Raw genomic sequence first — 12,062 nt, 5'->3', positions numbered from 1 at the left:
ACACGGGCAACCGCATATAAAGCTTTCCTTATATGAGCCCCCTAGCGAGCAGCCCGGCGAATGGCAACCGCCAGAAACAGCATCAGCGCCGTGGTGATCAGCGCCATCCAGTTGCCGAGCCGCGAAAACAGCGTCGGCGGATGGGCGGCGGGCAGGGGCATTTCGATCGCGCCGGCCCTGCGCATCGGAACGGTGGCGAGCAGCCGACCATCGGCGTCGATAACGGCCGAGATGCCGGTCGGCGTCGCGCGAATGATCGGAATGCCCTCCTCGATCGCGCGCAGCTGCGCCTGGGCGAGGTGCTGGGGCGGGCCCCAGGTGCCGAACCAGCTGTCGTTCGAGGGGTTGAAGATCAGCGCCGGGCGGTGCGCCGGGTCAGTGATATGGCCGGAGAAGATGATCTCGTAACACACCCCCATGCCGACATCGCCGAAGCCGGGCAGGGGGATCGTACGCGGTCCCGGGCCATCGGCGAAATCGACATCTCCGGGTACGAGCCGGGAAAGCCCGAGTGCTGTCATCAATGGCCTGAGCGGGAGATATTCGCCGAACGGCACGAGATGCGCCTTGTCGTACCGGGCGAGGATCGTGCCGCGCGCATTCAGCGCGAAGATCGAGTTGGTCGCGGTGCTGAGATCGCCCCGTGCGTCGAACTGGAGCCCATTGCCCCCGGCGAGCACGATATCCCGCGGCCCGAGCTGTGCCGCGATCCGCTGGCGCACCGAAAAGGGCGAAATGCCCTCATAATATTGCGGCGGATATCCGTTCTCGATCGAATAGCGCAGCGCCCCTTCGGGCCAGACGATCAGACGCGGATTGGCGCCAGGCTTGCCCATCAATGGCTCGATCGCGCGGAGATTATTCTCGGCGTAAAAAGGCGTCGGCCGCTCTTCCTCGCCGAGATTGGGCTGGATGACGCGGACATGCGCGATCTGTTGTTTGCCTGGCGCCGCCGGCGCGTGGGTGACCGCAATAACGCCGAGGATCAGCACCATCGCCGCCGCCAGCTTCCAGCTCCGCCACGCCAGCAGGCCAAGGCTGCCCGCGACAAGGATCGTGCCCCCCGCCAGCGCATATGTGCCGATCTGCGCCGCAACCCCGGCGATCCTCGGCAGCGGCACCCAGATCGCGCCAAGCGGATTCCATGGATAGCCGCCAAGCATCGTGCCGCGCAGCCACTCCGTCACGATCCAGGCGGCGCCGAAGACGAGCACGTAGCCTGCTCCAGGCACGCCTTGCGTGTCGCCCGCCGACCGAGGGCTGGCCAAGCGCCAGGCGAGCCCGGCCGCAAGCATCGGGTAGATGGCGAGATAGAAGGATGCGAGTACCACCCCGACATAGCCGAGCCACTGCGGCATCGCGTCCTGAAAGGCGAACGGATGCTGCAGCCAGTTATTGCCGACTGCGAACTGCCCGAGGCCGAACAGCCATCCGCGCAGCAGCGCCGGCTTCAGTGCGAGCGCTTCGTGGACCAGCCACATCCAGACGGCGAAACAGCCAAGCGCGACCGGCCACAGATCGAACGGCGCAAACCCGATCGCGGAAAGCGCGCCGAGGAGGAGGGAGAAGAGAGTTGGCCGGCGTGCAATTGCTCGTGTCAATATTCGAGCCTGATGTTCGAGCAACAGCCATCCCCGCATCCGTCACGCCGGACCTGTTCCGGCATCCACCGGCCCTCAGAGCCTCGGTGGCTTCGTATGCGGAACGGTGGGCCCCGGAACAAGTCCGGGGTGACGAAAGAATGGGAATGACGTTATGAACCTTCAATGACCCTCCGCCCATTCCATCTTGCCTTCCCGGTCCATGACATCCCCGCCGCCCGCGCCTTTTACGGCGGCGTGCTCGGCTGTCCGGAAGGGCGGAGCGCCGAAAGCTGGATCGATTTCGATCTGTTCGGCCACCAGATCGTCGCGCATCTCGATCCCGCCGCCAAGGCGGTGGCCGTCTCGAATCCGGTGGACGGCCATGACGTCCCGGTCCCGCATTTCGGTGTCGTGCTGACGATGGCGGATTGGGAAGCGTTGGCTGAGCGCGTCAGCGCGGCCGGCATCAGCTTCGGCATCGCCCCGCATATCCGTTTCCGCGGCCAGCCCGGCGAGCAGGCGACGATGTTCTTTCGAGATCCTTCCGGCAACGCTCTTGAGTTCAAGGCGTTTGCCGATGATGCGATGCTGTTCGCAACCTGAAGGGCCAGCCATGAATCAGCCGATCACCGTCGATATCCCGCATAAACTGGGGAAGGACGGCGTGCGTGCGCGGCTCGACAAGGGCATCGGCAAGCTCGGGACCCTGTTCCCCGGCGGCGCCGTCGTCGATCATCGCTGGGAAGGCGACACGATGCATTTCACCGTCAGCGTGATGGGGCAGCGTGTCGCGAGTCAGCTCGATCTGTTCGACGACAGGGTCCATGCGGTGATCGACCTGCCGCCACTGCTTGCCCTGTTCGCCAACAAGATCCGCGAAAAGCTCACCAAGGACGGGCCAGCACTCCTGAAATAGCCGCTTAGTCGCTCCTCACCTCTATCACCCCGATCCGCAGCAGCGCCTCGGCCGTGCGCGCGAAGTCGGTCATCATCGCCTCCAGCACCGGCTCATAGCCGCGGTCCTTGATCACGCCGATGGGCAGGGTAATCCCGCCGCGGGCATCCTCGATCAATATCCCGGTCTCGATCATCGCGGCGACGCGCCTGCGCACCGTCTCGCGCGGCAGGCCGCTCGCGGTCGCGATCGCGTTGCGCGAGATGGGCACCACCCATTCGCGCGGCAGGATTTCGGTTGCGGCATAGCATTCGGGGATCACGCGTTCGCGCATCAGCTTCTGCACATTGGCGACCGACACGGTGACATAGATCAACAGCTCGGTCGGCCCGATCGAAGAAGCTCCGGTCATCGTCCGGTGCGTCGTGAGGAACAGGTTCATCAGCGCAGTCATCGCGACGCGCCAATTCTCTGTCATCTTCACCGGGTTGGTAACAACGCGGTCCCTCACTGCACGCCCTCGGTCCCGCTACCCGATATGGGTAGCGTGATATTTTCCGTAAACTATCAAGGCGCTGCGGGAAAGCTATACTCAGCGCATTGGAGGGGCGGCAGACCTGCGCGAGCCATATGCGCGACTGCCCGATCGGAAAGCGAGCGTTGGCGCGGGTAAAAGCCGGCACGCCAGCAGGGGCTGCGGTGGCTTGGGGGGAAGCCGGCGCAGCCCGACCTCCGCGGCCGTAGTTTGTGCAGCTTCGCTGAACCGGCACCAGCCCGCTCCCCCACCCGGCCTCCCACAGAATATGCTGAATGGGAGGCTGGGTGGGGGGCGGGCGGAGCTGCTCAAGGTTCCGGTGACGCGCAGCATCATTGGAAAGGCAGCGCAGGTGGCGCCGTCTACTGGCAGCCTTATTTCCTCGCGCTCACCCGCCAGATCACGTTGCCGACATCGTCCGCTACGAGCAGCGAGCCAGTCCTGTCGGCGATCACGCCGACCGGCCGCCCGCGCGCCTTGCCGTCCGTGTCGAGGAAGCCGGTCAGCACATCGACCGGCTTCGCGTCCTTCACCGGGAAGCCATTGTCAGCAAACGGAATATAGACAACCTTATAGCCCGACACCGGCACCCGGTTCCATGAACCATGCTCGCCGACAAAGGCGCCATTGGCGAATTGCGGCCCCAGCCTCAGGTCATTGGCGAAAGTGAGGCCCAAGGCGGCGACATGCGGACCCAGCGCATAATCGGGCCGCTTCGAATATTGCTGGAGATTGGGATTCTCCGGCTGGACCCTCTTGTCAGGATAGCCGCCCCAGTAAAACCAGGGCCAGCCGAAATTGTCGCCCATCTCGATCTGGCTCATATAGTCGGGTGGCACGTCGGAGCCGATCATGTCGCGCTCGTTGACCGTCACCCACAGCCCCCCCGAATGCGGCTCGAATGCCAGGCCATTGGGGTTGCGCAGTCCCGCCGCATAGATGCGGAAGGTCTTCGCCTCGGGATAGACCTGGAGGATATTGGCGCGGAATTTCTCCGCATCCATGCCGTCCTCGGCGATATTGGTCGAGGAGCCGACCGTCACGAACAAAGTCTTGCCGTCGGGCGCCGCGAGCACATTGCGCGCCCAATGGTTGCCGCCCCCGTTCAGCTTCACCACCGTCTCCGGCTTGGCGGTGATCCGCGTTTCGCCCTCCTTATAGGGCACGCGGACCAGCGCATCGGTGTTACCAATGTAGAGAAAGCCCCCCATCAGCGCCATGCCGAACGGCGAGTTGAGCCCCGGGATCAGCACTGACCGCGTCTCGGCCACGCCGTCGCCATCGGCATCACGGAGCAGCGTGATCCGGTTGGCCGACGCAACTCCGGCGCCCGCCTTCTCCATCAGATGACCCATCACCATGCCCGAGATGCCGCCGCCCTCGCGCGGCGGCGAATTGGTCTCGGCGACCAGCACATCGCCATTGGGCAGCCGGTACAGCCAGCGCGGATGATCGAGCCCGCGCGCGAACGCCTTCACCGCCAGCCCCGCGGCGGGCGTCGGCATCGCCCCCTGCGGCCAGCCGACCGCATCGGCGATCTTGTACGTCGGAAAAGTCTGCGGCCGCGGTGGCGTGATCTTCGGCAGCTTGCCGGTGACCTGGTCAACTTTCAGCTGTGCCTCGTCCGGCTGGCTGACCCAAAGCCAGATGCCAACCGCCACGACGATGAAAATGCCCAGAATGATGAGGATATGTTTGCGCATGAGATAAGGTTACCCCGTCCCCGACCCGCGCGGAAGGCCAAAAAGCAGGGGCGGCATTTCGCTGTCGGTTGGCCTCCGTTGCGCTCGGCGTTGCAGTGACTGGGCGAGGCAAATTCCCTGTTCCTGGCCGATAACAGGGAATTTTTTATTTTTTTGGCGCCGGAGCGGCTTTTTGGCCCGAAATACGTAAATATTAACAGAGGCTTGGACTGAATTTCCCTGTTCCTGGGAACAGGGAATTTCTCTGTCGGAACAGGGAAATTCAGATCGGCCATGACAAAGAGCGCGCGGGCGCCATGAGGCGCCTCGCGAGATCGTCCTGCTATCATCCCGGCTCGATTTGAATCGACCGGGACCGATATCCTAAACGGTGAAGCTTTCGCCGCAGCCGCATTCGCCCTTGGCGTTGGGGTTCTGGAAGACGAAGCCGGCGGCGAAATCGTCCTCGACCCAGTTCATGGTCGAGCCGATCAGGTACAGGATCGAGCCGCCATCGACGTACAGGGTCCCGCCCGGCGTTTCGATCTTCTCGTCGAACGGCTTGGCTTCGGTGACATAGTCCACCGAATAAGCGAGGCCGGAACAGCCGCGGCGGGGCGTCGACAGCTTCACGCCGATCGCGCCTTCGGGTGCCTTTGCCATCAGGTCAGCGATCCGCGCTTCGGCGGTCGGAGTAAGGATCAGCGCCGCCGGGCGGACGCGGGTGGCGGTCGTCATGCTTCGAGCCTTTTCTGCCAGAAGAGTGCGGTTCCCTGAGCGGGATCCAGAACATAGTCGCCATAGCCGAGCGACGCGTAAAGCGCCCTGGCTGGGCCATTGCCGCTCAAGACTTCGAGGGTGACCTTGCAGGCGCCGAGCGCGGCCGCTTCTGCCTCGATGCGAGCGAAGAGCGCGCGGCCGATGCCGGTGCCACGGAATCGGGAGTCGACGACCAGGTCATGGAGATTGACCACCGGCTTTGCGACGAAGGTGGAGAAGCCGACAAAGCAGTTCGCCAGACCGGCGGGTTGTTCATCGACATAAGCGATCAAAGAAAAGGCGTTGGGCAGCGCGGCGAGCGCTTCCACGAGCCGTTCACGCGTATCCGCCGCCAGCGGCTCGCCGCCGCCCATCGGATCGCGGGCATAGCCGTCGAGCAGTGTGACGAGGTCACGGCCATGATCGGCGTTGCGATAGTCGGCGCGCGTGATCGTCAGGACGGGAGCGTCAATGTTCACAACATCCCCAACTCGAGCTTTGCGTCATCGCTCATCTTTTGCGGGTCCCATGGCGGATCCCAGACGAGGTTGACGTCCGCCGTCCCGACACCGGGCACCGAGCCGACGCGCAGCTCGACTTCGGCGGGCATGGATTCAGCGACCGGGCAATGCGGCGTGGTGAGCGTCATCGTCACCACGGCATGGCCTTCGTCCGTTACTTCGACGCCGTAGATCAGACCGAGATCATAGATGTTCACCGGGATCTCGGGATCGTAGATCTCCTTCAGCGCCGCGACGACCGCCTCGTAGAGCGCGCCGCCGGGCTCGCCGCTCGCTTCGGGCTGCGGCTTTTGCGAGAGGAAACCTTCGAGATAATCGCGCTTGCGCTCGAACGTCTCGGTCACCCCGCCATCGACGCGCGCCCGGGGCGGTGCCTCGACCGAGTCGACTTCTTCCACAATGATCTTCCGCTCTTCGTTCATGCCAACCCTACCCGAAAATCCTGGTGACGCGTTCTATTCCCCGAACCAGCGCATCCACGTCAGCCGCGCTGCTATAGACCCCGAAGCTCGCCCGCGCCGTCGCCGGCACGCCGAGCGCCTCCATCAGCGGCTGAGCGCAATGGTGGCCGGCGCGGATCGCGACCCGCTCCTCATCCAAGATGGTGCCGATGTCGTGCGGATGCACCCCCTCGATGGTGAAGGAGACGATGCCGGCTGAATCCTCGGGGCCGTAGAGCCGCACCGAGTTGATCTGCGACAGCGCCTCGCGGGTCTTCGCGACGAGCGCGGTTTCATGCGCATGGATTCGATCGAGGCCGATGCGCTCGACATAGTCGATCGCGGCATGCAGCCCGAGCGCCCCGACGATGTGCGGCGTTCCGGCCTCGAAACGTCCGGGTGGCGGGGCGTAAGTGGTTTTCGCGAAGGTAACGCGGTCGATCATCGAGCCGCCGCCTTGGTAGGGGGGCATTGCCTCGAGCAGTTCGGGCCGGGCCCAGAGTATGCCGATGCCGGTTGGGCCGTAGAGCTTGTGGCCTGAGAAGACGTAGAAGTCGCAATCGAGCGCTGCGACGTCGACGGCCATGCGCGGCACAGCCTGGCAGCCGTCGAGCAGGATCTTCGCGCCGACGGAGTGAGCGATGTCCGCCGCTCGCTTCGCATCGAGCAGCGAGCCTAGCACGTTCGAGACATGCCCGAGGGCGACGAGCTTGTGCGCGGGGGTGATCATCGCCGCCATTGCGTCGAGATCGATGCGGTGATCGGCGGTGAGCGGGATCACGTCGATCGCTGCGCCGACGCGCTCGGCGGCCATTTGCCAGGGGACGATGTTCGAGTGATGCTCGAGCGTGGAGAGCAGGATGCGGTCGCCGGCCTTGAGCTGCTCGCCGGCCCAGCACTGCGCGACGAGATTGATGCCTTCGGTGGCACCGCGGACGAAGACGATCTCGTCGGCCGATCCGGCACCGATGAAGCGGGCGACGCGCTTGCGGGCGGCTTCATAGGCGAGCGTCATTTCGGCTGAGCGCTGATATACGCCGCGGTGAACGGTGGCGTAGGTTTCGGCATAGCCGCGGTTGATTGCGTCGATCACCGGCTGGGGTTTTTGTGCCGTTGCGGCGGTGTCGAGATAGGCCCAGCCGTCCGGAATCGCGGGGAAGTCGGCGAGGACATCGAGTGGGCGGGTATCGACGAGCGTACTCACAGCATCCGCTCCAGCGCTGTCTGCGCTGCCGCCTCGACTGCCTCGCGCTCGCCCGCATCGGCGACATCGTCGAAAACCGACCCGATAAACGCTCGCAGCAGCAGCGCCTTGGCTTCGGCCGGGGCGATGCCGCGGCTGGCGAGATAGAAGAGCGCCATCGCATCAAGCTCGCCGACCGTGGCGCCGTGCGCGCATTTCACGTCGTCAGCGTAGATTTCGAGCTCGGGCTTGGCGTTCGCGGTTGCGGTGCGGGTGAGCAGCATCGCCTTCACTGACTGGCTCGCGTCGGTCTTCTGCGCATCGCGCGCGACTGCGACCTTGCCGAGATAGCTGCCGGTGGCCTTGCCGCCGAGCACCGATCGGACGACCTGGTTGCTGGTCGCGCCGGGCTCGATGTGGCGCATTGTGGTGACGATCTCGAGCGTCTGCTCGCCGCCGCCGAGCATCGCACCGCCAAGCTCGAAATGTGCGCCTTCGTGGAGGGTTACATCGATCGTGACGCGGCCGAGCTTGCCGCCGGTGTTGAGGATGTGGAACGTCGCGCGGGCGCCTGCGCCCAGGATGACGGCATAGTCGCGGATGGCGACTTCGTCAGTGGCGGCGTCCTGTACGATTACGCGGGCGATTTCCTCGCCGGCCGGGACGTGGATCGTCTCGGCTCCGGCGATCGGCCAGACGGTCGCGACCGCGTCGAGATCGCTATAGCGCCAGGCCTCGTCGCGGCGCGTTGGCAAGGCGAGCGTAGCCACGCTCACTGCCCGTCACCCCGGACTTGTTCCGGGGTCCATTTTTCCGCAGGCGCAACGGCGGCTTCGGCTCGCGCCATCTCGACGCTCAGCGTTCGAGGCTCGATGGATGCCGGAACAAGTCCGGCATGACGAGGAGTGAGCAAAATCACGCCGCGATCGCTCCATAGCCTTCGGCTTCCAGCTCATGCGCCAGCTCGGCGCCGCCCGAGCGCACGATCCGGCCATCCGCCAGGACATGCACGAAGTCAGGCTTCACATAATCGAGCAGCCGCTGATAATGGGTGATCAGCAGCACCGCCTTGTCGGGCGCGCGCATGATGCGGTTGATGCCGTCGCCGACCACGCGGAGCGCGTCGATGTCCAGGCCGCTATCAGTCTCGTCGAGGATCGCGAGCTTCGGGCCGATGATGCCCATCTGCACCATCTCGTTGCGCTTCTTCTCGCCGCCGGAAAAACCGACATTGACCGGGCGCTTGAGCATCTCCTGGTCCATCGCCAGCAGATCGGCCTGAGCCCGCGCCAGCTTCAGGAACTCGCCGCCCGAGAGTGGCGCTTCGCCACGCGCCTTGCGCTGCGCATTGAGCGCCTCGCGCAGGAACTGGACGTTGGAGACGCCCGGGATCTCGACCGGATATTGGAAGCCGAGGAACAGGCCCGCTGCGGCGCGCTCATGCGGCGCCATTTCGAGCAGATCCTGGCCGGCGAAGGTCACCGAACCCGAGGTCACTTCATAGCCGGGCCGTCCGCCGAGCACATAGCCGAGCGTCGACTTGCCCGCGCCGTTCGGGCCCATGATCGCGTGCACTTCGCCCGCATTCACTTCGAGCGAGAGACCCTTGAGGATTTCCTTGCCGTCGATTTCGGCGTGCAGGTTATTGATGTTTAGCATGGGAAAATTCCGAAAGAGCAAAACCAACGATTGCCGCGAGCACAAACGCCACGAGCCAAAACAGATTTTCCCCCCTGAAAGGGCGGGGGTTGCTGATCCATTTTCTGGTCGGAACCTGGTTCACTGATACTGGCGCCTCGCTTTGGACCCTTGCGGTTAAGGGCGACGCGAAGCCCTGCCTTGCGGCCTCGATCAGATCGAAAGCCCACGGATCGCGACCGTGCGATTCCGCCTGCAGCTCGTACCCATAACCACCAAAATCGAGGACCAGCACGGCCATAATATAGCTGGCAGCCGTCCATTCATCCGGCGACGAATGTAAGCCAACTGAAAATTGATAGTCGCCCGGTCTGGCGCGTATTTCGGCGCCTATCATTTCCAATGTCTCATTTGTTTCATCGTCAGCGCGAATGGGATCGGAAAAGGGTCCTACGAAAACCTGAAGTTCAAGCGGAGTTCTATTGACACGAACCAACATTCCCAGCGTGCGCGCCACATTTTGGATCGGCTCGTCCGAGGCCATCGATTTGCCAGGCACGATTTCAACGGGAAAGCCGCGAGCGCGCAACGCACGATTGGCATCCGCGAAGGTTGGCCAGCGGTCGCCGGGAACAATGACTTCATAGTCAATGCTCACCCGACACTCCCCTCGAGCGAGATCCCCAGCAGCTTCTGCGCCTCGACCGCGAACTCCATCGGGAGTTGCTGCAGCACCTCGCGCGCGAAGCCGTTGACGATCAGCGCCACCGCAGCCTCTGAATCCAGGCCGCGCTGCATTGCGTAGAACATCTGGTCGTCGCTGATCTTCGAGGTGGTCGCCTCATGCTCTATCTGCGCGCTCGGGTTGCGCACTTCGATATAGGGCACGGTATGCGCGCCGCATTCGCTGCCGAGCAGCAGGGAATCGCACTGGGTGAAGTTGCGCATGCCCTCAGCGGTCGGCCCGACGCGGACCAGGCCGCGATAGGTGTTGTTCGAATGGCCGGCGGAAATGCCCTTCGACACGATGGTCGAGCGGCTGTTCTTGCCGAGATGGATCATCTTGGTGCCGGTATCGGCCTGCTGGTGGTTGTTGGTCACCGCGACGGAGTAGAATTCGCCGACGCTGTTCTCGCCCGCGAGCACGCAGCTCGGATATTTCCAGGTGATCGCGCTGCCGGTCTCGACCTGGGTCCAGCTGACCTTGGAGTTCTTCCCCTGGCAGAGCGCGCGCTTGGTGACGAAATTATAGATGCCGCCCTTGCCCTCGGCATCGCCTGGGTACCAGTTCTGCACGGTCGAATATTTGATCTCGGCATCGTCCAATGCGACCAGCTCGACCACGGCGGCGTGGAGCTGGTTCTCGTCGCGCATCGGCGCGGTGCAGCCTTCGAGATAGGAGACATAGGCGCCCTTGTCGGCGACGATCAGGGTGCGCTCGAACTGGCCGGTATTTTCCGCGTTGATGCGGAAATAGGTGCTCAGCTCCATCGGGCAGCGCACGCCTTCAGGGATGTAGACGAAAGTGCCGTCCGAGAAGACGGCGCAATTGAGGGCGGCGAAGTAGTTATCGTGCCGCGGCACGACCTTGCCGAGCCACTTCTTCACCAGATCCGGATATTCGCGGATCGCTTCGCTGATCGAGCKGAAGATCACGCCCGCCGCTTCCAGTTCCGCGCGAAAGGTCGTCGCCACCGAGACGCTGTCGAACACCGCGTCAACCGCGACCTTGCGCGCGCCCTCGACGCCGGCCAGCATCTTCTGCTCCGCGATCGGGATGCCGAGCTTTTCATAGACGCGCAGGATCTCGGGATCGACCTCGTCCAGGCTGCCGAGCTTCGGCTTCGCCTTGGGCTCGGCGTAATAATAGGCGTCTTGATAATCGATCGGGGGGACGTTCAATTTGGCCCAGTCGGGCGGCGTCATGGTCAGCCACAGGCGATAGGCCTTGAGGCGCCACTCAAGCATCCATTCCGGTTCGTTCTTCTTGGCGGAGATGAAGCGGACCGTGTCTTCGGACAGGCCCTTGGGAGCGAATTCCTGCTCGATGTCCGAATGGAAGCCCCATTCGTACGTCTTGTTCGCGGCGGCATGCGCCTCGGCGTTCTTGGTGGCCATTATGCCGGCGCTCCTGAAAGACTGGCGAGCGAGACGCCGGCGAGTGCGCCCTTGACCGCGCCATTGACGGCATTCCAGTGCGGCTTCACCCGGCAAGTCTCCTCGATGCAGCAATCATGGCTGCCATTGTCCACGCAGGCGGTCATCGCGATCGGGCCTTCGATCGCCTCGACGATATCGGCGAGACTGATCGCCGCGGCCGGCCGGGACAGGCGGAACCCGCCACCGGTGCCACGGGCGCTTTCGATCAGGCCGGCGGCCGAGAGGCGGCTCACCAGCTTCTGCACCGTCGGCAGCGGCAATCCGGTCTCCTCGGCGAGCGATGTCGCGTTCAGCCGCGCCACGCCGCCGCAATGGCGGGCGGCGGCTGACATCATCACGACCGCGTAATCGGCAAGGCTGGAAAGACGCATGAGCTCCAATCGGATTGATTCGTTCCGATTGCGCATGTGGGGGTGTTGGGGAGGGAGGTCAACCTTTTCCTCCCTTTATTCCTCCCCGGAACGGGGAGGGGGACCGCCCGCTTCTTCAGCGGGTGGTGGAGGGGCTTGGAGCGCGGCACGGTTGCCTCGCTCCAAGCCCCTCCACCATTCGCCGGAAGAGGCGAATGGTCCCCCTCCCCGTTCCGGGGAGGAATGAGTCAGGTATCGCTGATCAGCGGGCTTACCATTCCGCCGAGCGCCGCTCGGCGCTCGATCGTCAGTTGCG

The 12,062-nt window shown here is 64.0% G+C and carries 14 protein-coding genes; 2 read left to right on the top strand and 12 right to left on the bottom strand.

Annotated features, from left to right (window positions below; genetic code table 11):
* Positions 1 to 41: 41 nt before the first annotated feature.
* Entirely contained in the window at positions 42 to 1,601 is a 1,560-nt protein-coding gene (gene lnt, locus AC1DVS_RS25370; RefSeq protein WP_478027281.1) for an apolipoprotein N-acyltransferase, read from the bottom strand.
* A gap of 165 nt (positions 1,602 to 1,766) precedes the next feature.
* On the opposite strand from lnt, the gene AC1DVS_RS25365 reads away from it, so the two are divergent.
* Positions 1,767 to 2,186 carry a VOC family protein gene (locus AC1DVS_RS25365; RefSeq protein ID WP_478027280.1) on the top strand — a complete coding sequence of 140 codons (420 nt, stop codon included), beginning with the start codon at positions 1,767 to 1,769 and terminating at the stop codon, positions 2,184 to 2,186.
* A gap of 10 nt (positions 2,187 to 2,196) precedes the next feature.
* A complete protein-coding gene (locus AC1DVS_RS25360) occupies positions 2,197 to 2,499 on the top strand; it encodes a polyhydroxyalkanoic acid system family protein (RefSeq protein ID WP_478027279.1) in 303 nt (100 codons plus the stop codon).
* Between the two features lie 4 nt (positions 2,500 to 2,503).
* Here the strand turns inward: AC1DVS_RS25360 and AC1DVS_RS25355 are convergent, their stop codons facing one another.
* From AC1DVS_RS25355 to AC1DVS_RS25305, 11 genes are all read right to left on the bottom strand, one after another.
* A complete protein-coding gene (locus AC1DVS_RS25355; RefSeq protein WP_478027278.1) occupies positions 2,504 to 2,989 on the bottom strand; it encodes a hypothetical protein in 486 nt (161 codons plus the stop codon).
* A gap of 398 nt (positions 2,990 to 3,387) precedes the next feature.
* Positions 3,388 to 4,716, bottom strand: a complete 1,329-nt coding sequence (locus tag AC1DVS_RS25350) for a PQQ-dependent sugar dehydrogenase (protein WP_478027277.1) — start codon at positions 4,714 to 4,716, stop codon at positions 3,388 to 3,390.
* Positions 4,717 to 5,079: 363 nt separating this feature from the next.
* Entirely contained in the window at positions 5,080 to 5,433 is a 354-nt protein-coding gene (locus AC1DVS_RS25345; RefSeq protein WP_478027276.1) for a HesB/IscA family protein, read from the bottom strand.
* Positions 5,430 to 5,933, bottom strand: coding sequence for a GNAT family N-acetyltransferase (locus AC1DVS_RS25340; protein ID WP_478027275.1), 504 nt, complete (start codon positions 5,931 to 5,933; stop codon positions 5,430 to 5,432). Before AC1DVS_RS25340 ends, AC1DVS_RS25345 begins: the two co-directional genes overlap by 4 nt.
* Positions 5,930 to 6,397: an SUF system Fe-S cluster assembly protein gene (locus AC1DVS_RS25335; protein ID WP_478027274.1), complete on the bottom strand. Its 468-nt coding sequence runs from the start codon at positions 6,395 to 6,397 to the stop codon at positions 5,930 to 5,932. Before AC1DVS_RS25335 ends, AC1DVS_RS25340 begins: the two co-directional genes overlap by 4 nt.
* Before the next feature lie 7 nt (positions 6,398 to 6,404).
* Positions 6,405 to 7,619, bottom strand: coding sequence for a cysteine desulfurase (locus AC1DVS_RS25330; RefSeq protein ID WP_478027273.1), 1,215 nt, complete (start codon positions 7,617 to 7,619; stop codon positions 6,405 to 6,407).
* Positions 7,616 to 8,368 carry a SufD family Fe-S cluster assembly protein gene (locus AC1DVS_RS25325; RefSeq protein WP_478027362.1) on the bottom strand — a complete coding sequence of 251 codons (753 nt, stop codon included), beginning with the start codon at positions 8,366 to 8,368 and terminating at the stop codon, positions 7,616 to 7,618. Before AC1DVS_RS25325 ends, AC1DVS_RS25330 begins: the two co-directional genes overlap by 4 nt.
* Before the next feature lie 145 nt (positions 8,369 to 8,513).
* Positions 8,514 to 9,257 carry a Fe-S cluster assembly ATPase SufC gene (sufC, locus tag AC1DVS_RS25320; protein ID WP_478027272.1) on the bottom strand — a complete coding sequence of 248 codons (744 nt, stop codon included), beginning with the start codon at positions 9,255 to 9,257 and terminating at the stop codon, positions 8,514 to 8,516.
* The gene (locus AC1DVS_RS25315) at positions 9,241 to 9,894 is read right to left on the bottom strand and encodes a hypothetical protein (RefSeq protein WP_478027271.1); all 654 of its coding nucleotides are present in this window, start codon (positions 9,892 to 9,894) and stop codon (positions 9,241 to 9,243) included. Before AC1DVS_RS25315 ends, sufC begins: the two co-directional genes overlap by 17 nt.
* Positions 9,891 to 11,354, bottom strand: a complete 1,464-nt coding sequence (gene sufB, locus AC1DVS_RS25310; RefSeq protein WP_478027270.1) for a Fe-S cluster assembly protein SufB — start codon at positions 11,352 to 11,354, stop codon at positions 9,891 to 9,893. Before sufB ends, AC1DVS_RS25315 begins: the two co-directional genes overlap by 4 nt.
* Positions 11,354 to 11,767, bottom strand: a complete 414-nt coding sequence (locus AC1DVS_RS25305) for an SUF system Fe-S cluster assembly regulator (RefSeq protein ID WP_478027269.1) — start codon at positions 11,765 to 11,767, stop codon at positions 11,354 to 11,356. Before AC1DVS_RS25305 ends, sufB begins: the two co-directional genes overlap by 1 nt.
* Between the last annotated feature and the right edge of the window lie 295 nt (positions 11,768 to 12,062).

The organism is Sphingomonas sp. P3_C5, assembly GCF_056402635.1.
Note: the sequence above shows the minus strand (reverse complement) of the source record. Positions and strands in the feature narration are given on the sequence as shown.